This is a genomic window from Dysgonomonas sp. BGC7 (assembly GCF_001261735.1).
Taxonomy (GTDB): domain Bacteria; phylum Bacteroidota; class Bacteroidia; order Bacteroidales; family Dysgonomonadaceae; genus Dysgonomonas.
In genome coordinates this window covers 261,898-287,593 of the sequence record NZ_CVRP01000007.1, presented here as the reverse complement: position 1 = coordinate 287,593, position 25,696 = coordinate 261,898, and the positions used below count along the sequence as shown (strand labels likewise).

General features: G+C 37.6%; 21 protein-coding genes. 13 read left to right on the top strand and 8 right to left on the bottom strand.

The window, feature by feature from the left end; genetic code table 11:
- Positions 1-14: 14 nt before the first annotated feature.
- The 6 genes from gltB to asnB form a co-directional block, all read right to left on the bottom strand.
- On the bottom strand, positions 15-4,532 hold the full coding sequence (gltB, locus tag BGC7_RS06465; RefSeq protein WP_050700745.1) for a glutamate synthase large subunit: 4,518 nt from the start codon (positions 4,530-4,532) through the stop codon (positions 15-17).
- A 234-nt stretch (positions 4,533-4,766) separates the two neighbouring features.
- A complete protein-coding gene (locus BGC7_RS06460) occupies positions 4,767-5,885 on the bottom strand; it encodes a hypothetical protein (RefSeq protein ID WP_050700744.1) in 1,119 nt (372 codons plus the stop codon).
- Positions 5,886-6,024: 139 nt separating this feature from the next.
- Entirely contained in the window at positions 6,025-8,202 is a 2,178-nt protein-coding gene (locus BGC7_RS06455; RefSeq protein WP_050700743.1) for a glutamine synthetase III family protein, read from the bottom strand.
- Positions 8,203-8,241: 39 nt separating this feature from the next.
- On the bottom strand, positions 8,242-9,471 hold the full coding sequence (locus tag BGC7_RS06450) for an LL-diaminopimelate aminotransferase (protein WP_050700742.1): 1,230 nt from the start codon (positions 9,469-9,471) through the stop codon (positions 8,242-8,244).
- A gap of 36 nt (positions 9,472-9,507) precedes the next feature.
- Complete coding sequence (dapF, locus tag BGC7_RS06445; RefSeq protein ID WP_050700741.1) at positions 9,508-10,347, bottom strand: diaminopimelate epimerase; 840 nt, start codon at positions 10,345-10,347, stop codon at positions 9,508-9,510.
- Positions 10,348-10,722: 375 nt separating this feature from the next.
- Positions 10,723-12,390 (bottom strand): asparagine synthase B, encoded by a 1,668-nt coding sequence (asnB, locus tag BGC7_RS06440; RefSeq protein WP_050700740.1) that lies wholly within the window; start codon positions 12,388-12,390, stop codon positions 10,723-10,725.
- 430 nt (positions 12,391-12,820) lie between these two features.
- On the opposite strand from asnB, the gene BGC7_RS06435 reads away from it, so the two are divergent.
- The 6 genes from BGC7_RS06435 to pdxH all read left to right on the top strand — a co-directional run bounded on the left by BGC7_RS06435 (position 12,821) and on the right by pdxH (position 15,904).
- Positions 12,821-13,330, top strand: a complete 510-nt coding sequence (locus BGC7_RS06435; protein ID WP_050700739.1) for a hypothetical protein — start codon at positions 12,821-12,823, stop codon at positions 13,328-13,330.
- Between the two features lie 129 nt (positions 13,331-13,459).
- Entirely contained in the window at positions 13,460-13,771 is a 312-nt protein-coding gene (gene rplU, locus BGC7_RS06430) for a 50S ribosomal protein L21 (protein ID WP_050700738.1), read from the top strand.
- 19 nt (positions 13,772-13,790) lie between these two features.
- On the top strand, positions 13,791-14,054 hold the full coding sequence (gene rpmA / locus BGC7_RS06425) for a 50S ribosomal protein L27 (protein WP_050700737.1): 264 nt from the start codon (positions 13,791-13,793) through the stop codon (positions 14,052-14,054).
- Positions 14,055-14,258: 204 nt separating this feature from the next.
- Positions 14,259-14,759 carry a flavodoxin FldA gene (fldA, locus tag BGC7_RS06420; protein WP_050700736.1) on the top strand — a complete coding sequence of 167 codons (501 nt, stop codon included), beginning with the start codon at positions 14,259-14,261 and terminating at the stop codon, positions 14,757-14,759.
- Positions 14,760-14,766: 7 nt separating this feature from the next.
- A complete protein-coding gene (locus tag BGC7_RS06415) occupies positions 14,767-15,120 on the top strand; it encodes a DUF2023 family protein (RefSeq protein WP_050700735.1) in 354 nt (117 codons plus the stop codon).
- Between the two features lie 142 nt (positions 15,121-15,262).
- Complete coding sequence (gene pdxH / locus BGC7_RS06410) at positions 15,263-15,904, top strand: pyridoxamine 5'-phosphate oxidase (RefSeq protein WP_050700734.1); 642 nt, start codon at positions 15,263-15,265, stop codon at positions 15,902-15,904.
- 26 nt (positions 15,905-15,930) lie between these two features.
- On the opposite strand, the gene BGC7_RS06405 is transcribed toward pdxH, so the two are convergent.
- The gene (locus tag BGC7_RS06405; RefSeq protein WP_050700733.1) at positions 15,931-16,956 is read right to left on the bottom strand and encodes a DUF4349 domain-containing protein; all 1,026 of its coding nucleotides are present in this window, start codon (positions 16,954-16,956) and stop codon (positions 15,931-15,933) included.
- 284 nt (positions 16,957-17,240) lie between these two features.
- Here BGC7_RS06405 and ybaK point away from each other — a divergent pair, with 284 nt between their 5' ends.
- From ybaK to BGC7_RS06385, 5 genes are all read left to right on the top strand, one after another.
- Positions 17,241-17,720: a Cys-tRNA(Pro) deacylase gene (gene ybaK / locus BGC7_RS06400; protein ID WP_050700732.1), complete on the top strand. Its 480-nt coding sequence runs from the start codon at positions 17,241-17,243 to the stop codon at positions 17,718-17,720.
- Between the two features lie 178 nt (positions 17,721-17,898).
- Positions 17,899-18,129, top strand: coding sequence for a 4Fe-4S dicluster domain-containing protein (locus BGC7_RS17605; RefSeq protein WP_082206506.1), 231 nt, complete (start codon positions 17,899-17,901; stop codon positions 18,127-18,129).
- A 64-nt stretch (positions 18,130-18,193) separates the two neighbouring features.
- Positions 18,194-19,276, top strand: a complete 1,083-nt coding sequence (locus tag BGC7_RS06395; protein WP_050700731.1) for a 3-methyl-2-oxobutanoate dehydrogenase subunit VorB — start codon at positions 18,194-18,196, stop codon at positions 19,274-19,276.
- A gap of 41 nt (positions 19,277-19,317) precedes the next feature.
- Positions 19,318-20,076 carry a thiamine pyrophosphate-dependent enzyme gene (locus BGC7_RS06390; protein WP_050700730.1) on the top strand — a complete coding sequence of 253 codons (759 nt, stop codon included), beginning with the start codon at positions 19,318-19,320 and terminating at the stop codon, positions 20,074-20,076.
- A gap of 11 nt (positions 20,077-20,087) precedes the next feature.
- Entirely contained in the window at positions 20,088-20,642 is a 555-nt protein-coding gene (locus tag BGC7_RS06385) for a 2-oxoacid:acceptor oxidoreductase family protein (protein WP_050700729.1), read from the top strand.
- Positions 20,643-20,685: 43 nt separating this feature from the next.
- Here BGC7_RS06385 and BGC7_RS06380 read toward each other — a convergent pair whose 3' ends face one another.
- Positions 20,686-21,609 carry a putative 2-dehydropantoate 2-reductase gene (locus tag BGC7_RS06380; protein WP_050700728.1) on the bottom strand — a complete coding sequence of 308 codons (924 nt, stop codon included), beginning with the start codon at positions 21,607-21,609 and terminating at the stop codon, positions 20,686-20,688.
- 566 nt (positions 21,610-22,175) lie between these two features.
- Here BGC7_RS06380 and BGC7_RS06375 point away from each other — a divergent pair.
- Complete coding sequence (locus BGC7_RS06375; protein ID WP_050700727.1) at positions 22,176-24,485, top strand: M60 family metallopeptidase; 2,310 nt, start codon at positions 22,176-22,178, stop codon at positions 24,483-24,485.
- A 28-nt stretch (positions 24,486-24,513) separates the two neighbouring features.
- On the top strand, positions 24,514-25,641 hold the full coding sequence (locus tag BGC7_RS06370; RefSeq protein WP_050700726.1) for an Ig-like domain-containing protein: 1,128 nt from the start codon (positions 24,514-24,516) through the stop codon (positions 25,639-25,641).
- Positions 25,642-25,696: the final 55 nt, after the last annotated feature.

The following is a 25,696-nucleotide window of genomic DNA, read 5'->3' as shown; positions in this document are numbered from 1 at the left end:
ATTCATTCCTCCTTTTAATAATCAAATTCTACCTGAGCTATTTTTTGTTTTATAGCTTCCAATTTTTCGTCTTGCAACACTTTCTTGTATTCGATAGGAGTAACCTTCATAAACCGTTCTACTTCTGTGTTCCAGTTGTCGAGAATAAATTTCGCCAGGGGACTGTTTGTATAAGTATAATGATTGGTAATCAACTGACGTAGCTCACGACTATCATACGTGTCTTCTATCAATGTCAACTCTACCATTTGCATATTACAGAAGTAATCGAAATCATCGTCCACATTATATACATAAGCAACTCCTCCACTCATGCCAGCAGCAAAGTTACGTCCTGTCTTACCCAACACTACAGTGCGCCCGCCTGTCATATATTCGCAGCAGTGATCTCCTGCTCCTTCCACAACAGCAGTAGCACCACTATTGCGTACACAAAAGCGCTCTCCTACTCTACCATTAATATAAATTTCTCCGGATGTAGCACCATAGAGTAATGTGTTACCCGCTATGATATTCTCTTCGGGACGGAATGTTGAAACAGCTGGAGGAACAATTACTATTTTACCTCCCGACAATCCTTTTCCGACATAGTCGTTCGCATCTCCTTCCAATCTGAAAGTTACACCATGTGCCAAAAATGCACCGAAGCTCTGTCCGGCAGAACCCTGAAATGTACATTTAATAGTATCGGCTGGCAAACCGGCATTACCATATTTTTTTGCTATTTCGCCCGACAGCATTGCACCCACAGTTCGGTCTGTATTTCTTATTGTGCGAGATATTTCTATCGGCATAGCCTTGTCAATAGCTAGGCGAGATGTAGTAATCAGCTTAAGGTCGAGAACATCATCGAGCTTATGCTCCTGTTCCTTAACACGATGTATCGCATTTGTTTTAGCTTCTTTAGGGAAATATATCAAACGAGATAAGTCCATCTTTTCAACCTTCTTATTCACATCGCTTTTTACATATTTAAGCAAATCAGCACGCCCGACAACCTCATCGAGAGATTTAACACCCAACGAAGCCAAATACTCACGCACCTCTTCTGCTAAAAAGTTGAAATAATTAACAAGATATTCGCTACGCCCTATAAATTTCTTTCTTAGTTCTTCATTCTGTGTAGCCACACCTACAGGACAAGTATTCAGATGACATTTGCGCATCATAATACATCCCAAAACAATCAACGCACTTGTAGCAAAGCCAAACTCTTCTGCACCTAACATAGCTGCAACAATAATATCATGACCTGTTTTCAATTGGCCATCGGTCTGAAGATAGACCTGACCACGAAGATTGTTCAATACAAGAGTTTGTTGCACTTCGGCCAAACCTATCTCTAACGGTAAGCCCGCATGCTTGATCGAACTAGCAGGACTGGCTCCTGTACCACCTTCGCATCCACTGATAACAATACGGTCTGCCTTTGCTTTAGCTACACCGGCAGCAACAGTACCTACACCACTCTCCGACACAAGTTTTACACTAATCTGAGCAATGGGATTAACGCTTTTCAAATCGAAGATCAACTGAGCCAAATCCTCAATAGAATATATATCATGGTGAGGCGGAGGTGATATCAATGAAATGCCCGGAATAGAATGACGCGTTTTAGCAATTATCTGATCTACCTTAAATCCCGGTAATTGTCCGCCTTCTCCCGGTTTTGCACCCTGCGCTATTTTTATCTGAAGCTCATCTGCATTCACCAGATATTCGGCTGTAACACCAAAACGTCCTGAGGCTACCTGTTTGATCGAAGAACGAGCATTCGTTGCAAAACGTTCGGGCAACTCACCTCCTTCTCCGGTATTACTTTTCCCTCCAATGGCATTCATTGCCACAGCCATAGCCTCATGTGCTTCGCGACTAATAGAACCAAAAGACATGGCTCCTGTAACAAATCGCTTCATTATAGAGGAAACAGGTTCTACCTCCGATATATCCAACGGGTTCTTAGCCGGATCGAAATCCAGAAAGTCCCGTAAAAATATTTTTTCCGGTTTAGTATCTATCGATTTTGTATATTCTTTAAATTTCTTGTAACTACCTAAACGAGTAGACATTTGGAGATTCATTATAGTCTCGGGATTCCATGCATGATACTCTCCATTTCGTCGCCAAGCATATATACCTTGACTAACAAGAGAAGGATCTACAAAATCTTCTTCAAAAGCCTCATAATAAGCTTCGAGCGTATCACTTGCTATATCTCCCAAGTCAATTCCCTCTATTTTAGAAGTCGTTCCACTAAAATATTTATTGATAACACTTGATCCAATACCTACAGCTTCAAAAATTTGCGCTCCAAGATAACTCTTCAATGTAGAGATACCCATTTTAGACATTGTTTTCAGCAAGCCTTTATTGATGGACTTCACATAATTTTTCATCGCTGTGTGAAAGTCGAGATGTACATCGCCTTTCTTTACTAAATCTTCTATTACAGCCAAAGCCAAATATGGATTGACCGCATTGGCTCCATAACCAAACAACAAAGCAAAGTGCATTACTTCGCGAGGTTCGGCAGACTCAACAACTATATCAATCTGCATACGCTTACGACGTTCGATCAGATAATGATGCACTGCCGAAACAGCAAGTAAGCTTGGTATCGCCGCATTTTCGGAGTTGACTCCCCTATCGCTCAGTATTATATAGTTATTACCATTATCTACTGCTTTTTCTGCACTTTTACACATTTCGTCAATCGCTTTCTCCATACCGGTAGCCCCTTGTTTTGGGTCAAACAACATTGGGAGAACTTCACATTTGAATCCTTTATATTGTAAGTGAATAAGCAGGTCTAACTCTCTATTGGATAAAAACGGATTGGATAAACCCACCATTTTTGTATGTTCCGGTATCGGCTCCAATATATTTTTGTGTAAAGAACCAATATATCCGGCTAAAGACATCACCAACTCTTCCCTAATAGGGTCGATAGGTGGATTTGTAACCTGTGCAAATAACTGACGAAAATATGTAAATAACCGTTGAGGCTTGTTCGATAATACAGCTATTGGCGTATCGTTTCCCATAGATGCGGTAGGCTCTTTTCCCTCAATAGCCATTGGCATAAGTATCTTTTCGATATCTTCTTTATAATACCCGAATACTTTCAGCAACTTCGTGTAATTATCTACGCCATATTTAGGAGCTCTACCAGAAGAAATATCATCGAGAGACAATCGGTTTTTAGACAACCACTCACGATACGGATATGCTTTAGCCAAATCTTCTTTCAGTTCGGCATCGTATTGTATTGTTCCTGTCTCGGTATCTACCATAAGCATCTTACCGGGACGTAGTCTTCCTTTTTCTTTTATTTCGGATGGTTCGAAAGGTAAAACTCCCATTTCGGAAGCAACTACCATAATGTCGCTATGCGTCATCAGGTAGCGGGCGGGGCGCAATCCGTTACGGTCGAGTAGTCCTCCAGCATATCGTCCATCGGAAAAAAGCAACGTGGCGGGACCATCCCAAGGCTCCATAAACAAACTATGATATTCATAAAATGCTTTCAGATCTCTTGATATAGGATTTTTATCATTCCAAGATTCGGGAACCATCATAGCCATAGCATGAGGCAAGGATTTTCCTGACATCACAAGAAATTCCAATACATTATCGAAAGATGCACTATCGCTCATATGTGGCTGTACTATTGGCCACAGGTCATTAATATTACCTAGCAGATCAGATTTGAGAACGCTTTCCCGAGCCTCCATCCACAGGCGGTTGCCTTTTATCGTATTAATCTCTCCGTTATGAGCAACCATACGGAATGGGTGTGCCAAATCCCAAGTAGGGAAAGTATTTGTACTAAAACGAGAGTGAACCAAAGCAATAGCACTTGTCAGATGAGGATTGAGTAAATCGGGATAGTAATGCCTCAACTGTTCTGAAGACAACATCCCTTTATATATAATACGTTTGGTAGACAAGCTTACAATATAAAACGCTCTTTTAGTTTCTTGCGAAAAAACTTTAGATTTAATAATCTCTTTTTCTATTTTCTTTCGAAGCAAATAAAGTTTATGCTCCAAGTCCTCCTGACTGATTCCTTCTTCGCCAACAATAAATATTTGTTTGATCTGAGGTTCGTTTGACAGAGCCATTTCACCCAGTATTTCGCTATTAACAGGCACATCGCGCACAGCCAATAGCTTCAACCCTTCCTTATCTACATATTGAGTAAGAGTTATCATACACGATTCCGCTTCAGCGTCACCTTTAGGCAGAAAAACCAACCCTGTCCCATAATGTCCTTTTTCTGGTACAGGAATCCCTTGTAACAATATAAACTCGTGTGGAATTTGTAACATTATGCCGGCACCATCACCGGTTTTATTATCTGCATTCTCTGCACCACGATGTGTCATGTTCTCCAATACACGAAGGCCATTCTCAACGATAGCATGAGATTTTGCACCTTTCATATGAAGTACCAAACCTACTCCACAGGCATCGTGTTCGTAGGTTGAATCATATAATCCGTACTGCATTGCTGATCTTAAATCTTGCATAGTCAATAGTTGATATATAAATTGAATGAAAAATCGAGATTTACCCAATTAATTAACCTGACAAATATACAACTTTAAAGAAGAAAAATAGACTTTTTGTTACAAAAAATATGTTTTTTAATAAAAAGAACAAATTAACCTAAATTCAAAAATCATTTTAACAAAAATGAATAAAAAAAATAGGTTTAAAGAATCCTTAAACCTATCATTTATCTACAAAAAAATTTTATCTATTTATAAGGTGATGCCTATTCCGGCGTAGAACGTGTGTGTATATAGTCTTTTAGGAGGTACTCTGAACAGAAAATCGACATCATAATTTAGTATTAGAGCTAAAGACTTTGTTAATCGTACATTTATACCTGCGACAGCTCCTACTGTAACATCTGTATCTCCTTTTAATCGTTGGGCATTTAAGCCAATCCCTAAAATCGGCTGAATTAGTCCATCATTATTCCACAAATATTCTAAATACAAGGGAATCCTTACATGCATTCCGTCTTTCTGTCCCTGATGGAAAGAAACCGTTTGCACAAAAGACAAGAGCATACCACCCTTCAAATAAAGATTATCACCAAGCCGAGGTAACCATAAACGACCCAGTATCCCAAATACAGGGTAGGTTGTATTCTTCAAAATCTCTCCACCATAATAGAATGCATCCTTATTATTGGCATACTTTCCATAATTGGTGAATCCAACTACCGGCTCTAACCTCAGCTTAATTTCGGGTTTTTGCTTATAGATAATACACAAATCATCTTCACAGACCTGATCATGATACTTCTGAGCCAAATTAATAAGCCCTTTATGAGATAAACGTTTATTCTTTCTTATTTCAGCTTTCATACCCTCAAGATCAGGAACATTATTTGTATACGCCTCTAATATATCCTGATGATCTGTTGTAATAAAACGATACTCCCTGAGAACCCCCAGCACATCCTTTTTCTTCACCATTCCTTCCTTAAAAGGCAACATTTTAAGACTCATATCGGACCTTTCGATGTAGTAACAATCCTCTGAATCTTTTCTTTGGTAATAAATATTAAGACGACCGTTCACCAAAAATTCTAAAAAGCACCTTTGTCCATCTATCTCTTTAACAACAAAATACTTCCCTCCCTCTATACGATATGCACAAATATCCTCAGGAACATAATTTTTGAGAACACTGTTTTGTCTAAATGTACAGATCCGACTCATTGAACCATCTCCCATTTCTCGAATCTCGCCATAAATAGTATCTCCTCCCTGAAAGACTAAATAACCTTTTTTAAAGTCATTTTGAGCATTTAGATGTACAACAAAGAGGGCAAAACAAAGAGATAAGAAAAGAACTGCTTTCTTCATAATTTATATTAGATATAAAGGCATTTATTCTGTTTAATTAACAATTGCAAAGATATAAATTATGTAAGACTACACAATACAGATCAAAATAAAAAGTCCCGGGATAAATCCCGGGACTTTTATGTTTTGATAATTACTATTATCTAATAAATAGTAATTCTCTATATTTAGCTAGAGGCCACATTTCATTATCTACAATCAACTCTAATTTATCAATATGATAACGAATACCATCTAAATAAGGAGCTACCGTATCGTGATAAACTACAGCCTTTTCACGTTCACTTTCAACATTATTCGCAACTTTACGCGCATCTATCATTTCATGAACCTTAGCATTGATTGCGTTCACATGAGTAGATACCTTCTCAATCAATCTAAGTTGTTCTGCACCCAACACCTTATAGTCATCAGATATATCTTTTAGCTTAGAAACGTTTGTCAACAAGATAGACTGATAAGAAATGGCTACAGGTATAATATGATTAAGTGCCAAATCGCCTAGAACACGTGACTCTATCTGAATCTTTTTAGTATAAGTCTCCCATTTCACTTCATTACGGGCATGAAGTTCTACTTCCGACAATATACCTGTAAATGTTTTGATACTCTGTTTAGAAGTATAACTGTCATAAATAACCGGAACGCTTGTTTCGCAGTCCAATTTACGTTTTTGAGCCTCTTCCTTCCAGTCGTCGCTATAACCATTACCATTGAATCGGATAGAACGAGATTCTTTTATATATTTTTTCAAAACTTCATACAAGGCTTCTTCTTTAGACTTACCTTTTTTAACAAGAGCATCTACTTCTTGTTTAAATGTTCTCAACTGTTCTGCAACCGAAGCATTAAGAGCCGTCATAGCAGAAGCACAGTTAGCAGAAGATCCCACTGCACGGAATTCGAAACGGTTTCCTGTAAATGCAAATGGAGATGTACGGTTACGATCAGTATTATCTAACAAGATCTCAGGAATCTGACCTACCCCAAGACTAATCTGCTTTTTACTATCCACAACAATAGCATCTTTTACAGCACTTTTCTCAAACTTGTCAAGAATATCACTTACCTGTGTTCCTAAGAATACAGAGATGATAGCCGGAGGAGCCTCATTAGCACCAAGACGATGTGCATTTGTAGCAGAAGAAATTGAAGCTTTTAACAAGCCATTATTTTTATATACAGCAGCTAAGATATTAACAACGAATGTTATAAATCTTAGATTCTCAACTTTATCTTTTCCCGGAGACAACAAATTTATTCCTGTATCTGTACTAAGCGACCAGTTATTGTGCTTACCAGATCCGTTAATACCTTTAAATGGTTTTTCGTGGAACAATACTTTGAAAGAATGCTTACGGGCAACTTTATCCATTACAGACATAACCAACAGGTTGTGATCGACTGCCAGATTACATTCTTCATAAATAGGGGCTAACTCAAACTGATTTGGAGCAACTTCATTATGACGTGTTTTTACAGGAATACCTAGTGAATAAGATTCATATTCAAGCTCTTCCATAAATTTGTGAACACGCTCTGGAATTGCACCAAAATAGTGATCTTCCAACTGCTGATTCTTAGCACTCTCGTGACTCATCAGAGTTCTTCCGGTAAGAGCTAAATCGGGACGTGCCATAAACAAGTCTTCATCTACAAGGAAGTATTCCTGCTCCCAACCCAAATTAGATTGCACTTTTTTTACATCCTTATTAAAATAATGCACTACATCAGTAGCTGCTTTATCTACAGCCGCCAATGCTTTCAACAAAGGAGTTTTATAATCGAGAGCCTCACCAGTATACGATATAAAGATAGTAGGGATACACAAAGTGTCGCCTACAATAAAAGCAGGAGAAGACGGATCCCACGCCGAGTAACCACGAGCTTCGAACGTATTACGCAATCCTCCCGAAGGGAAGCTGGAAGCATCAGGTTCTTGCTGAGCAAGTAGTTTTCCTTCAAATTCTTCAATAAGACCACCCTGTCCGTCATGCTCTACAAAAGCATCGTGCTTTTCGGCAGTACCATCTGTCAATGGATGAAACCAGTGTGTATAGTGAGTTACTCCATTTTCTAAAGCCCACATACGCATTCCCGCAGCCACATGTTCTGCCAGATTACGATCTACAGAACCTCCTTTATCAACAGCATCAGCAAGCGCTTTAAATGTCTCTTTTGATAAATACTTAGACATAGCTTTACGGTTAAATACCTTTTCGCCATAATATTCCGATGTCTTTTTTTCCGGAATCTTCACCTCGACAGGTTTCCTTTCCGAGGCCATAGCCACTGCTCTAAAACGTAACTTTGTCATACAATTAGTTTTTATTGAATTGTTATATATACTTCTTTTTTATATCGAAATCTTTTTTAGCCGACTAACTGCTTCTTTCGTATTTTCGAGTGTACCAAAAGCCGTTAATCTCAAATAACCTTCGCCACTAGGGCCGAAACCAACTCCCGGCGTACCCACTATATGAAGATCATTGAGCAAGTAATCAAAAAATCCCCACGAACTAACCTTGTCCGGTGTCTTAACCCATATATACGGAGAATTTACACCTCCATAAACTTTCAAACCCTGTTCGGCAAGGCCGGCACGAATAATTCCTGCATTATTCAGATAATAATCAATAGTCGCCTTCACCTGTTTTTTACCCTCTTCGGAATAACAAGCCTCAGCAGCACGCTGAATAACATAAGGAACACCGTTAAATTTTGTGGTGTGTCGTCTGTTCCATAATTTATTCAGAGACACAGCCTCACCCGATTTAGTGTACCCCATCACAGCCTTAGGAACTACAGTATACGCACAGCGTGTACCCGTAAATCCTGCCGTTTTGGAAAAACTACGAAACTCTATAGCCACCTCTTTTGCTCCTTCGATTTCATATATACTATGAGGAACATCATCTTCTGTAATGAAGGCTTCGTATGCACCATCGAATAATATCAACGCCTTATTTTCTAAAGCGTAATCGACCCAAATCTTCAATTGCTCTCTGGTCAAAGTTGTTCCTGTCGGGTTATTAGGATAACACAAATAGATGATATCCACTTTGCTTTTCGGCAATGATGGGACAAAATCGTTTTCGATAGTACATGGAAGATAAACCAATTTACTCCATCGCCCATCGACAAACTCGCCTGCCCTACCAGCCATCACATTAGTATCTACATATACAGGATATACAGGGTCGGTAATTGCAACAATATTGTCTAATCCTAAGATATCCCCAATATTGCCAGTATCACTTTTAGAACCGTCACTGACAAAAATTTCGTCAGCAGCAATATCAAGACCTCTGGCCTTATAATCATTTTCTACGATTGTATTCACTAAGAAATCATAGCCTTGTTCTGGCCCGTAACCCCTAAAAGATGCTGAATCGGCCATTTCATCCACAGCAGAATGAAGAGCCTGTACTACAGCAGGAGGAAGAGGGCGGGTAACATCTCCAATCCCCAATCGTATAACGTTCGCATCAGGATGAGCTATCTTAAATTCATTGACTTTTTTAGCTATGTCGGAAAACAAATAGCTCCCCGGTAATTTAGGGTAGTTTTCGTTTATTAAAATCATTTTGCTAGTTCTATTTTTCTTTTTTATTACAATTAATCAATACAGAACACCGTCAAAAACAGTTACTGCATCACCTGTCATATAAACGCGATTATTATCAGGATTCCATTCTATTTCGAGGTCGCCACCTAATAAATGTATTGTAATCTTTCGATCGCAATGCCCATTGAGTATAGCAGCAACTGCGGCAGCACAGGCTCCTGTTCCGCAAGCGAGAGTCTCCCCTGCTCCTCTTTCCCAAACACGCATATTCAAGGTATTTCTATCTATTATCTCTATAAACTCAGTATTAGTTTTACGAGGAAATATAGAATGCTTCTCGAACATAGGCCCTATAACCGGTAAATCCAAATTCTTAATATCTGTGGTAAAAACAACAGCATGAGGGTTGCCCATCGAAACACAAGACACCTCCCATGTTTTGCCATTCACATCCAACGGATAGTTTAAAACGGGCTCACTATCGACATTCACCGGAATGAGAAGAGGATCGAGAATAGGCTCGCCCATATCTACTGTTACTTTACGGGTTCGAGCATCACCATCGAGCAGCGTAATATATTTCAATCCGGCTTTGGTCTCCAGCGCTATTTCCTTTTTCGAAGTCAGACCATTGTCGTAAACAAATTTACCCACACATCGTGAAGCATTTCCACACATCTCCGCTTCAGACCCATCTGAGTTAAACATTTGCATTCTGAAATCTCCTACCTGAGAAGGTAATATAAGTACAAGACCATCTGAGCCAATACCAAAATGACGATCACTTAATCTGACAGCCAACTCTGAAGGATTATTTACACTTTGCTCCAATGCATTTATATAAATATAATCATTGCCGGCACCTTGCATCTTAGTAAATTTCATCTCCTTCATCACTCCTCCTCAGTTATATATTTCAAAGTTTTTATGTTATAATTATTCTTTACTGTGCAAATTTCATACAAAATATCCAATTTTGCAAGAAATGAATAACATTTTTTCATGTTTAACAAAATAAAAAAATCTTTTTGATTTATTAAATTCAGTATTACCAAACAAAAAGACACTAAAGAAAGCCCTTCAACGTACACATGTATAGTTACATCTTTATTATGCTCTTATAATTGTATATTTTGCAATCTTATTGCAGCAAAATATTTCTTTTATATAACTTTTTATTATCGGATTACACCTAAGCAAAAACCCTTAAATAAAAAAAGAAGGAGAATCCAATCCTCCCTCTTCTTATTCAATCTAATCATCAGATATTTAATCGTAAGCCTCTGTATGAACCGCTTTTACCGCACGTCCTGATGGATCCACCTTATTTTTAAAAGAGGCATCCCACTCCAATGCAACTGCCGTACTACAAGCAACCGAAGGCACCGAAGGCACTGTACGGGCAGCAGATGCAGACGGAAAATGCCCTTCGAATATAGTGCGATACCAATACTCCTCTTTAGACATTGGCGGGTTTACCGGAAAGCGCTCCGAAGCACGCTCCATTTGCTTATCAGTAACTTTCTTTGCCGCTACCTCACGCAATGTGTCTATCCAGCTATAACCAACTCCATCTGAAAATTGCTCTTTCTGCCGCCAAGCTACACTTTCCGGCAAATAGTCAGAAAATGCTTTGCGCAATATATATTTTTCAATTTTACCACCTCCACACATTTTATCTTTCGGGTTTAGCCTCATGGCAACATCCATAAATTCTTTGTCAAGAAATGGCACACGCCCCTCAACACCCCATGCAGCCAATGACTTATTAGCACGCAAACAGTCATACAAGTGTAGATTATCAAGTTTTCGCACAGTTTCTTCATGAAGCGCTTTTGCATCCGGAGCTTTATGAAAGTACAAATATCCTCCGAAAAGCTCATCAGACCCTTCCCCTGACAATACCATTTTGACACCCATCGACTTTATGAAACGCGCCAACAAATACATCGGAGTAGACGCCCTCACTGTAGTAACATCATACGTTTCGATATGATATATAACATCACTCAATGCATCCAGAGCTTCCTCTACTGTAAAATGTATCTCATGATGAACAGTCCCTATATATTCCGAAACCTTTCGTGCTGCAACCAAATCGGGTGAATCTTTTAAACCCACAGCAAAAGAATGTAACTGAGGCCACCACGCCTCCGATTCATTATTATCCTCGATACGACGTGCGGCATAACGTTTAGCAATAGCCGAAATCACAGAAGAATCCAATCCTCCGGACAACAACACTCCATAAGGAACATCGGACATTAATTGACGATGAACAGCCGCCTCGAGCGAAGAACGCAACAAAGCCTCATCAGACTCATTATCTTTCACATTATCATAATTCATCCAATCGCGAGTATACCATTGATGAAGAGCGCTATCTTCTTTACTATATATATAATGTCCCGGCAAAAACTCCTGAACATTAGGACAGATACCCTCTAAGGCTTTCAATTCACTGGCTACATAAAACTGACCTTTATCATCATAACCCATATATAGAGGAATAATCCCCATATGATCGCGACCAATAAGAACAACATCATTATCTACATCATACAAAGCAAATGCATATATCCCATTCAATTCCTCAAACAGATCAACACCTTTATCTCGATATAAAGCCAAAATAACTTCACAATCGGAATGTGTCTGAAACTCATATTCAGGATAACGGCTTCTTATTTCTTTATGATTATATATCTCTCCATTTACAGCAAGAACCAGCTTGTTATCTTTACTATATAGCGGCTGCTTACCAGAATCGACACCAACGATAGAAAGACGTTCATGAGCCAATATAGACTTACCCCCGCAATAAATACCCGACCAATCCGGGCCACGATGACGTATCTTTTTCGCCATACGCAAAACCTGACTCCTCAAAACATCTACATCCTGAATCAGATCAAACACCCCTACAAATCCACACATATATTATACTTTATTTATTATAACTCAATACAGCCCAGCAAATTTATAACATTTTATCAACAAAACAAACAAAACAAAAGATATATGATATATAAAGTATGTTTTTAAGCATAAAATAACACAAATAAAGAGAAGCTAAAGACAATAAGACTTGCAATCATCAATTACAGAAGAAACATTAATAATGCGAATCAGTAGTTGATATGAAAAGATTTATCTATATATCAGTAAGGAACCCAATAGAAGAAAAATGACAAACACGAGAAGTAAGAGAAAAGTTGTACAACTTTGTCAGGTTTTAGTTAAAATTGCATTTTACACCAACAGAAAACCATGTATTTCAGATAAAGTCAACTACTGATTCGCATTATTATAAAAAATATATGCGTATCTTTGCCGAAACATTTGCAAAACAAAACATCATTACCCAATGAATAAGAACATATTAACAATTTTGCTGACGGTGGCAACAGGCTTACTCATTTCATGCGGAAACGACGACTCTCAAGATCCACCATCTGTCCTTGGCACATGGCATATAATAGAACAAAGCTTAACATCAAACTATCCGGAATACGACAAAAATGCCAACAATTTATTCAAAGAAGATCATAAAAACTACTATCTAAAAAGGGAGATAGCGCAGGTAGAACCGGGCGTAGGGTCTATAAAAACGACAGCTACCGCCAAAAATTCGACTAGCGAAGTACCCGAAAGAAACAGACTTGATACATATACAATAACCAAAGACACGATGTATGTCAGCGATCAGCGTTTGGGGATGACAAAATACACAATGCGACTAGACTACGAAGTGTTTATTACCTATATGGAAGTCACCAAATACGAATTGGACAAAATAATAACCGAAATAGGAGGAGAAAAAGCACTCATTCCCGATAATATAGTCGGCAAAATAAAAATGGTAGAACGCAGATAATCTTGCAAAAAGATTTGAATAATTCCTTGCGTTTTATTATCTTTGCCACCCGATTGTCAATAGGCCTACAAGAAACCACACCAATAGGTGGTTCGCCTCAGACACATAACCTGTAAATATAAAAAACAGATGTACGTAATTGTAGACATTCAAGGACAACAAATGAAGGTTGAAAAAGACCAAAAACTGTTTGTTCACAGAATCAACGCAGAAAATGGCTCTCAGGTAGAGTTCGAAAAAGTATTGTTAGTAGACAAAGACGGTGCTGTTACAGTAGGTGCTCCTACAGTAGAAGGCGCTAAGGTTGTACTAGAAGTAGTATCTCAAGTAAAAGGAGACAAAGTTCTGGTATTCCACAAAAAGAGAAGAAAAGGATACCGTAAACTAAACGGACATCGTCAACAATTCTCAGAAGTTATAGTTAAAGATATTATTGCTTAATCAGTAAAAACAGAAGAAAATGGCACATAAGAAAGGTGTAGGTAGCTCGAAGAACGGCCGTGAATCGGAAAGTAAACGATTAGGCGTTAAAGCTTTCGGTGGAGAAACAGTTAAAGCCGGCAACATTATAGTTCGCCAAAGAGGCACAACCCACCACCCGGGAGAAAATGTTGGAATAGGAAAAGACCATACATTGTTTGCATTAGTAGACGGTGTAGTAGTTTTCCGCAGAAAGAGAAATGACAGATCGTTCGTATCTGTTCTACCTCAAGCAGAAGCTTAATAAAGTAAAGCTAGATATAAAAAGCTGTCCGATTTCGATCAGACAGCTTTTTTCGTTATTACTCATATCTAACTATCAATCTGCACCTTCACAAACAAATTAACAATATCTAAGTATAAACATATACAAATTTCATTATTTATAGGTATTGTCTCGCTTCTCTAATCAGACTTACTTTGCAGATATAATTTAAACATTTATATCATGTCCAAAATAGGAATATACTACGGTTCAACAACAGGCAACACTCAGGAAGTAGCAGAGGAAATCGCAAAGAAACTTAATGTCGACAAATCAGACTTACATGATGTTGCAAAAGCAAATTCAGACTTTTCTTCATACAGCACTATTCTATTTGGCTCATCAACTTTGGGTTTTGGAGACCTGCAAGATGATTGGGAAGACTATATTGGCAAAGTAAAATCAGCAGACCTTAGTGGTAAGAAAGTCGCATTATTTGGCTGTGGTGATTCTTCTTCATATAGTGATACATTTTGCGACGCCGTAGGGAAAATATACCAGACAGTTAAAGACAAAGGTTGTCAACTTATAGGACAAGTCAGTACCGAAGGTTACACTTATGATAGTTCCGAAGCCCTAGTCAATGGACAATTTGTCGGACTACTTATAGACAATGATAACGAATCGGACATGACAGACGAACGAATCAGCAATTGGGTTGAAAATCTGAAAAAAGAAATTTAATAAGGATATGCGTATTTTCTATCATCTTATCTATGAGTACAAAAAGGGAGTGAGAGATCTTATACTCTGCACCCTTAACGCCGACACAGAAGACAAAGTAAGGTGGAAACTAGAGAAAAATGCAATCAGGTATAAAATAGAAAAATTAAAGAACGGAAATATAAATGTATTCTTTGGTAAAGACGAATGTATGCAAGTTGCCGACAGGATATGTAGCAACAGACCACTGAATTTGTTATCGCCCGAAGAGGATTTCATCCTTGGGATAATGCTAGGATACAGTATTTCGGAACAATGCAACAGATATTGCAAGAAACAAAATAATAAGGATAAAAAGGAAAACATACTTTGTTTAGTATAACTTTTCTATTGATAGTTTTTAGTTGATCTATATCCCTGCTGACGTGATGCTAGCGGGGATCTTTTTTATAGGCAACAATATCTTTCTGCAACTGTTTAATATTAATACAAGCTAATTGATAAATGACATTACAAAAAGAAACATGACGGATCTATTTAATATACGCAGAGACTTCTCCTTGAAAACGCTTAGCGAAAGCGATGTAAACCCTAACCCTATAAACTTGTTCGAAGTATGGTTTAAGGAAGCTGTTGCCGCTGAAGCTTTAGAGCCTAATGCAATGAACCTGGCAACATCAACACCTGAGGGAAGACCATCGTCGAGAATAGTTCTTTTGAAGCAAATAAAAGAAGAAGGATTCGTTTTTTTTACAAACTACAACAGTAGGAAAGGTGAACAAATGGCACTTAATAAATATTGTGCACTCAACTTCGTATGGCACGAATTGGAAAGACAGGTAAGAGTGGAGGGAATAGTGGAGAAAATATCATCAAAAGATTCAGACTCATACTTTGAAGTACGTCCCGAGAAAAGCAAATTAGGCGCATGGGCATCGCCTCAAAGCAAAGTAATCCCTAACAGAGAGTTTTTGGAAAAGCTTATGCTAGACTTTGAGAACCTTTATAAAAACAAAGAGATACCTCGACCTGAAAACTGGGGAGGGTATATAGTAAAACCTTACTTGATTGAATTTTGGCAAGGCAGAAAAAACAGACTGCATGACAGACTTCAATACACACTGTGCGAAAATAAAGATTGGAAAATAGAGCGCCTTGCTCCTTAATCAGCAAAGCGCCCCACTTGTTGTGCTTAATCTTTATTGTGACGTTTTCTTATTTTTAAGTATATAAAAAATCCACCGATCAGCAGAATCCATAAAGGCCAAACTGTTATTATCAAGATAAAAATATCACCAAGAAAGGAGAAGCCTCCTACAAGAGCATCTTGTATTTTAGCTCCGAATCCGAGCTCAAATGATTTTATATCTATTTCATCTCGTATCACTTTTTCTTTTACTATCTGTGTGTTTTGATACAACTCTATTTTTATCGAACTGAAAGCAATCTTATCGTTAGTATTATATTCTGATATTTTAACCTGATCGGCCTCTTCTAATGTCTGATCTAAAGATTTTTCTGCCAGCATTACATCTTCAAGCTTGCCACTCCTTGTGGCTATAGCAGAAGAAACACGCCCTTGTTTTTTATTTAGTCTTGCTTTTTTCAGATCATCAGCCATCAGCTTCGTCGTAACATCTTCTGCGTCCACTACTCGGTAATCTATCAATATAGCTAGTGGGGCTATCTGTCTTAGAACAGAATCTAAAGTACCACAAGGAACCCGCAAGTCTAAAGACGCAACAAGATTATTGTAATGAACAACACATGCCGAATCTTCAGATAAATTTATTTTCTGTGACGAGGAATGCTGATTCTCTATCGATGACTTAAGAATAATACCATCGCTTTTCAGTATAACATCTTCTATCATTTGCGTTGCTTCAGGAACACTCTTTACTTTAAATTTCAGCTGCGCTGTACGCATCAACTTATGAACTTTATCACTGTTTGCGTTCGAAGCAGCTGAAGTTGCAATAAAATTAGGATGAACAATTTGAGGTGGAACAAACTGTACAGAAGAAGAAGCTTTTTCTTTCTCATTAGATAGCCCATACGCAATATCCAGAGCTTCGTCGGCACTATTTTTTTCCTCTGTCGGCACAGAGGTCATAGAATAAGAATCAACCGATTCCATTCCTGAACCTTTATCACCACAGGAGAATAAAAAAACTACTCCTAATACAAGAACTGCTAATACTATACTTATTCGTTTCATAATGATATTTTAAATTTTTGTATTAGTTAATGAAATCATATTTTATATCAAACTATTTAAACTTGCCATCTAGTATTTTTAATTTTATCTATGAAAAAATACATATTTCATAATAATGTTAAAAGCAATATATAAATAATAGATGAAAAAAGTTACTTTCGTTACTTTTTAGTTAAAACAGCAATTTCAGGCTACTTTTGATTAATAGAGAATTTAAAAGAGTAAATTCCATAAACTTTTACAACAATCAAGTGTTCGAATAATAAAATCTGCAATAAACCTGTATGAAAATAGAAAAAACAAACGCAGCCAGACTTCTCGATAAAGAGAAAATAGCATATACTTTAATCCCTTACCAAGTAGATGAATCTGACCTTAGTGCTATACATGTAGCAGAACAACTGGGAGAACCTATCGAGCAGGTATTTAAAACGCTAGTACTAAAAGGTGATAAAAATGGCTACTTCGTCTGTATAATACCGGGAGCAGAAGAACTGAATCTTAAAACAGCAGCAAAAATTTCCGGAAATAAGAGTTGTGACATGATACCAATGAAAGAGCTACTAAATATTACAGGATACATACGAGGAGCATGTTCGCCTATTGGGATGAAAAAAATATTTCCTTCATTCATAGATGAATCAGCAAAGAACTATCCGTTTATATACATAAGTGCAGGCAAAAGAGGATTGCAGATACAAATCGACCCTACACACCTCACAACGACCTTTAATATAAAAAGTGTAAATTTGGCTCTCGAATAGATGCTTAGACAACTAGCTGAGATTCAATACACAAAAGCGATCTAAGAAAAACTAAATATACTTAACAGCTTCTTTTTTTAACATCTTTATTCGCAAAAAAGAGAATTATCAAAAGAAATACCTATACCTTTGTGTGAGATCAATTAGAACAATGTGCTAAAATAATTATAATACTAAAATGGCCAAAATCAAAGGAACTGTAGTAGTAAATGAAGAACGCTGTAAGGGCTGCAACCTCTGTGTTGTCTCATGCCCCTGCGACGTACTCGAGCTGCAACCAAGAAATGTAAACCAGAAAGGTTATCATTATGTTTACATGAAAAGCCCTGATGCTTGTATAGGATGTGCCAATTGTGGGTATGTATGCCCGGACGGATGTCTCACAATATACAAGAAAAAATTCGAATAGTATCTGACGGTTTACAAAGTTTAAATAGACTTTATGTAGCCCGTTTTTTAATTAATCAAAGCTTATGTCAGAAGAAATATTTTTAATGAAAGGCAATGAAGCCATAGCGCATGCCGCAATAAGGTATGGTGCCGATGGTTACTTTGGTTATCCTATAACTCCGCAATCGGAAATAATGGAAACACTTATGGCGGAAGCCCCATGGCAAACAACAGGCATGGTTGTGCTTCAGGCAGAGAGTGAAACAGCTTCTATAAATATGGTATATGGTGGAGCCGGATGCGGCAAAGCCGTTATGACTTCCTCTTCAAGTCCCGGAATGAGCCTTATGATGGAAGGGGTTTCTTATATCGCAGCAGGAGAACTCCCCTGCCTCCTTATAAATGTAATGCGTGGAGGGCCGGGGTTAGGAACAATACAACCCTCTCAGGCTGATTATTTTCAGGCTGTAAAAGGAGGTGGACATGGTGACTATAGATTAATCACCCTAGCACCAAATTCGGTACAGGAAATGGCTGACTTTGTTACTTTGGGATTTGATCTGGCGTTTAAATATCAAACACCTGCAATGATATTGACCGATGGAGTTATCGGACAAATGATGGAGAAAGTTACTCTTCCAGCATTCAAACGAAGAAGAACTGAAAAAGAAATAAGAGAGCAATGCCCCTGGGCTACTCTAGGCAAACCCGCAGGCAACAAGCCGAATGTGATAACAACCTTGGAGTTAGATTCTCAGAAGATGGAGATAAACAATCTTCGCTTACAGGCCAAATATAAGAAAATTGAGAAAGAAATTTGTATGCATCAGGAGGTAAACTGTGAAGATGCAGACTATATATTAGTAGCTTTTGGCTCTGCTGCCCGCATCTGCCAAAAAGCAATGGAACTAGCTAGGGCACAGGGGATAAAAGTCGGACTAATACGCCCGATTACCCTATGGCCATTCCCATCTAAAGAAATAGAAAAATATGCGTCTAAGATAAAGGGGATACTTACCGTGGAAATGAATGCCGGACAAATGGTAGAAGACGTTAGATTGGCTGTAAACGGACAAGTAAAAGTTGAACATTATGGCCGTTTAGGCGGTATTGTACCTACACCCGGAGAAGTATTAAACGCTCTTGAAAATAAATTTGCCATCTGATAAAACAATGGCTTTAATAGTAATTTTCTAAGATTAATATTATGAGTATAAATATAATAGACCCTGCAAATCTGGTATATGCAAAGCCCGAATTGATGAACGAAACGGAAATGCACTATTGTCCAGGTTGCTCACACGGCGTTGTACACAAATTGATAGCCGAAGTGATAGATGAAATGGGACTCAAAGAAACAACAATAGGCATAGCCCCTGTGGGTTGTGCTGTATTTGCATATAACTATTTGGATATAGACTGGCAAGAAGCTGCTCATGGACGTGCGCCTGCATTGGCCACAGCCGTAAAACGGCTGCTTCCCGAAAAAATGGTGTTTACCTATCAGGGAGACGGAGACCTTGCTGCCATTGGTACTGCCGAAACGATACATGCAGCCAACAGAGGAGAAAATATCGCTATCATATTCATTAACAATGGCATATATGGCATGACAGGAGGACAAATGGCTCCGACTACCCTCTTGGATATGAAAACAGCTACAACGCCAAACGGACGCGATGTTTATGAGAATGGATATCCCCTCAAAATATTAGATTTGATGGCACTGTTGCCGGGAGTATGTTTGGCTACACGTCAAAGTGTACATACCGCAGCTTCGGTAAAAAAAGCTAAGCGAATGATAAGGAAAGCGTTTGAAAACTCCATGGAAAATAAAGGTACATCTATCGTAGAAATAGTATCTACCTGTAGCTCGGGATGGAAAATGACACCTGCCGCATCTAACGATTGGATGGTTGAAAACATGTTTCCCGTATATCCATTAGGCGATTTAAAGAATATCTAAAACATAAAAGCATGACACAAGAAATTATAATTGCAGGCTTTGGAGGGCAAGGAGTATTGTCCATGGGTAAGATATTAGCCTATTCTGGCCTTATGGAGAACAAAGAAGTATCGTGGTTTCCTTCTTACGGGCCGGAACAACGCGGAGGAACTGCCAATGTGACCGTCATATTGAGCGATACCCCTATAAGCTCACCTATCGTTAACGAATACGATATCGCAATAATCTTAAACCAACCTTCTCTTGACAAATTCGAATCTCATGTGAAACCGGGAGGTATTCTTATATATGACCCGAACGGATTTCAGCACCCTCCTACAAGGAAGGATATAAACATATACAGCATAGAGGCAATAGACACTGCTACCCTAATGAAGAACAGCAAAGCCTTTAACATGTTCGTGCTAGGAGGCTTATTGAAGGTTGCACCTATGGTTAAACTAGAGAATGTAATGCTTGGTTTAAAGAAATCTCTTCCCGAACGTCATCATGGTTTATTACCAATGAATGAACAAGCTATACATAAGGGGATGGAGATTATTCAAGAAGAAAACAAAATTAATTAATACAAATAACAGGAACAAGCATCAATTACTGATGCTTGTTTTTTTATTTATGAATTAAGCCGGCATTTATGAACTTAAGTTGTTTTTCCAGTATAGAAACACGCGGCATAATACAGCCTGCTTTCGCAGCTTCCTCTATTGGACGAGAATAAATGTACTTTATTTCGAGAGGTCGACCTGCATCGAAGTCTAACTTCATACTAGGAGAATAAGGTTTCATTTGACGAGTCATTTCAAGCATTTCATCGACGTAAGAATCAGCTATTTTATTCTTTAAAACACAATTAGCAGCATCTACCACCTCAACCATAATATCACGCATAAGACTCTCCGTAACAGGATTATCCATCAAGACGTTTGTCTCTGTATTTAGTACAACCGTCATTCCATTGAAAGGTATATTCCAAACAAGTTTCATCCAACGGGATTCAGTTAAGTTTACTTGTCGGGCATCAATACCAGATTCTACAAAATCAGAAATAACAGAAGCAACTAAAGCCTCATCCGAATTTGAATACGCTCCAATATTAAGTTTTCCATAGTCGAGATGAGCAATATGACCATCTCCTATTTTATTAGAACAAATAAAAGCCAATCCTCCGGCAATAGATAGTTCAGGAAAGTCTTTGAGTAGATCATCTTCTAACCCAAGACCGTTCTGAATCAGGACAACTAAACTTTCTTTGTGAAGAATTGGAGGAAGCAAATATTTTAACTGATGATTATTTGTAGACTTTAGGCAGACTAAAACAACATCACATTTAGGCATGTCCTCTGTATTATTATATGCGTTTATTTGTGGCAGAACAAAGTCTCCATCAACAGAATCAATTACCAAACCATGGCTTTTCACATATTCATAATCGGAACGAAAAAGAAAATGGACATCTTTTCCTGCATGCGCAAGCTTCCCTCCATAAAACCCTCCAATAGCACCTGTACCCACCACTGCATACTTTAACGACATAGCTTTTTTATACAAAGATAGAATAGTTTACTTTAATACGGGATATAGAATACAATAACTCAGTCTTTGCTTTTTTAATAAAATAATTATGCGAGCCAGCAATTAAAACCATATCTCATGTAAGAAAAGATCTACTGTCAGTATAACAAAACTTTATCTATATACTGGTTAATAAAGTAGTAAAAGAACTAAATAACAACAATTGAAAAAACGGAAGGAAAGAGTACAAGTTTGTCAGGTTTTAGTTAAAATTAAGTAGATGTAGGAATAACCCTCGTGATTACTCCACATTATAGGGGCAGAGACGAGCTTAGCCTCTACAGATAACAATACGGCAGTAATTATTTTTACGATATAATTTGGTTAACTTCTTCATTTTTAACAAAAGTTACAGTTTAGCTATTTGGATAAAAGATATAACAAATGGAGTAACTCTTATTGCCTATCCATGCCTAATTTTAACAATGAATAAAAATAGAAGTTTACTTCATATCTAAAGTTAAATTGACCAGCATTCATTAACAGCTAACTTGTTAGTGAACTATATTAATCTAAACTAATAAAAAATGAAACACACATTTTTCCTTGAAACAAGGGTCAAACTGGCATATTGTACCTTGCTAGTTTCACTATTATTATCTTATTCTTCATGTACGGATACAGAAACGAAGATTATTACTAATTCTCTGGCAGCTTCTTCCGAAACAATAGTTTTTGGCTCAGGATCCGCTTCGCAAGAACTAAAATTAGAAACATCTATCGGAGAGAATGAATTAACAGTAACAGTTCCTTCTAATAGTAATTGGTGTACTGCTAATATAAAGAATGGATTTTTAACTATAAGTGTCGCAAATAACGAATCGGAAACTATAAGAAAAACAGTTATCAGCATTATAGCTAAGAATCAGAAACAGGATATACTTGTGACACAAGATAGAATGTTTTCAAAAGACATACTCTTGAAAGTCGCAAAAGTTACAACTACATCTCAGGCAGAAGGTCTTGAAGCAGATAAAATGATTGATGGCAATACTGACACTTATTTCAACTCTCAATTTGGAGCTATAACAGAATGGCCATTCAATCTCGATTTTTATTTCGAAGATATTGACCAATTAGATTATATAACACATATTCCACGCCAAGATGCTGGTAATAAGTGGGGAGCGATAGGTAAATTTGAACTGTGGATTGCCACCGAAAGCAATAATGTTCTGACAAAGTATGGAGATTACGATTTTGGAATGGTTCTAAAATCGGCATCAAAAATTGAATTCGAAAAACCGATAGAAAAGCCTACACAAGTCCAGTTCAGAATACTCTCGGGTCTTGAAAACAGAGTAAGCTGTGCAGAGATGCAATTTTACAGAAACAACACATATGACTTTTCTCACTTCCTTCAATTCTTTACAGACGCCAGTTGCTCCGAAATTAAACCAGGGTTGACAGAGGCTGACTTGAATAAGATTCCCGATTTATTCTACAGAAATATAGCTCTTTCTATCTTCAATGACACATACGATAAAGAATTCAGAATACAAGAGTACAGACCATACCAGCATCCTTTGGTAATGGCTACTATCAATAAAACTGAGAAATATGACCTTAAGGATAATGCAACCGGAATATATATAGAAAAACCAGGCGAAGACTTTGTGGTTTTTGTTGGCGATACTAAAAAGCAAGATATAAAACTTGTTATAAAAGACTATCAAGCCGATAAGGAGGAAACTCTACCACTAAAAGAAGGTCTAAATATATTAAAACCGTCACTTCCCGGGCTACTATATATATATAACCATACGGACGATAATATTCCTCTATTCTTAGAAACGGATGCTGAGAAAAAAGCTGCTGCTGCAAAAACTGTAAAAATAAATATTGTTTCAGGTGCTATAAATGGCTACTTCGATATACAAAAGCATACAGCTTCTGACTGGGATCGTCTACTTACTAATTATGCCAAACATACTGAGATAGATATCCTCGGAAGACATTCTCATGTAACATGGATAACAGCCGAATACCGCAAAAATAATACTAACATAGTCAAAATGACAGAGAACATTGACAAGATCGTTGATTCTCAAAAAGAGTTCATGGGGCTATATTACTATAAAAAAGAAATGACTAACAGAATGTTCCTATTTATAAAGTACAGTGTAGCAGCGGCAGCAGCAGGTGCATACGGAACCTATTACAATGCCAGCTATTCGAATGTATTTTGTACAGAAGGCGGATTTAACACAAGACTATGGGTTTTAGGACATGAAGTAGGGCATATAAATCAAGTCCGCCCTGGAGTAAAGTGGGCAGGTACAACAGAAGTTACTAATAATCTGTACGCAATGTATAATCAGCAAATTATACTTGGCGAAGCCGAACGACTCAATACGGGTAGCGACAGCTATAATGTTGCATTCAAAGAAATCATAGAGAATAAGCAACCGTGGGTATTACCCGACAATTACGGTAAACACATAACAAAACTACCTCCTTTCTGGCAACTTAAGTTATATTTTGTAGATATACTAAAACAAGAACATTTTTATCACGATTTATTCGAACATTATCGAGTAACTGAAAATCTGAACCAAGCAGTTTTAGGAGATAATTATCATGGTATGCTACAACTAGACTTTGTACGACAGGTATGTAATACGGCGAAAATGGATATGATTGAGTTTTTTGAAGATTGGGGTTTCTTAAGACCTATAAACAGAGTTGTCGACGATTATGGTGATAAGACCCTAAAAATCACTCAAGAACAGATAGATGCTCTAAAAAAAGAAATAACTTCTAAGAATTACCAAAAACCTGCAATCAGAGTACAGGATCTGACCGACTTGAACTATAAAGAATACATTAATAAGTAACCTTACAAACCATTAAGAATAATTCAGAATGAAAGATTATATAAAAAGTCTACCAATTTTAAGCATTGCATTATCCTTATTACTTATTGGCTGCGAAACAAAAACGGAATATATAGAATCTCTTGAGCCTCAAAGTATAAAAATATTAGATATAACTGATAATACAATCTCTGTATACACAACAGAAAGTTATCAAATAGAGCTTAGCGTTTCTCCAGAAAATGCTGAGATAAAAGCTCCGGTGGTCTATCTATACAGGTCTAGTGACAAAGATGTATTTATAGTCTCTGAGAATGGACTAATTACTGCAACTGGTATTGGAGAAGCCGTACTTCATATAACAACAACTGAGTATCCCGGACTGAGAGCTCTGGCAATGGTAAAAGTAAGTGATCGCTATTTTGACGTTACATCTATAGAAGTGGATCCTGAATTTAAAAACTATTCGATGGCAATAGGTGCAACATTAGACTTAAGTGGACATGTCACTATAAAACCAGACAATGCAACGAACCCTGCCGTAACTTATCAGTCCTCGAATACGGAAGTTGCAACGATAACAGAGCTAGGGTTCATTGAAGCTAAATCTTTGGGTACTACCACAATCAAAATAATACCGATAGACGGTAGCCCTGTATATGGAGAATGTACGATAAATGTAAAAGAAGTTACATATACCCACTTAGACAGAGCAAACTGGATTGTAACTCCATCTCATGCACTTCCGAAAGACGTAGCATTCAAGAACGCACCGGAAAGTATTCTCGATGGTAAGTTAGACACAGGTTTATCAATGGTTAAGCCGGGTAAAACCTTCGAAGGAGTAACTGTACCTGCTGGTGACATCCCATCTTTTGTGGTCGACATGGGCAAAGAAGAAACATTTGAGTATCTGCGAATAGATCATAGATCGACAAGTAGCTATGAATACCTAAGACCATATAAGCTTTCTCTGTTTGGCAGTAATGACAATACTATATTTACTCCTATTTTAGAAAATGTAGCTGGTCAACCCACTGAACCAAATTTCACAATACACATTCCAGTTAAAGTAAAATATAGATACATTAAAGTAGCTTATACTGAATGGAATACCAAAAGCGGTTCTTCGATTCAAATATCAGAATTGAATATTGGGAATAAGACTTTCCAATAAGTGAAATCTTAATTATAATAGTTGGAGTAAAAAAATGGGAGTAATAGTATTACTC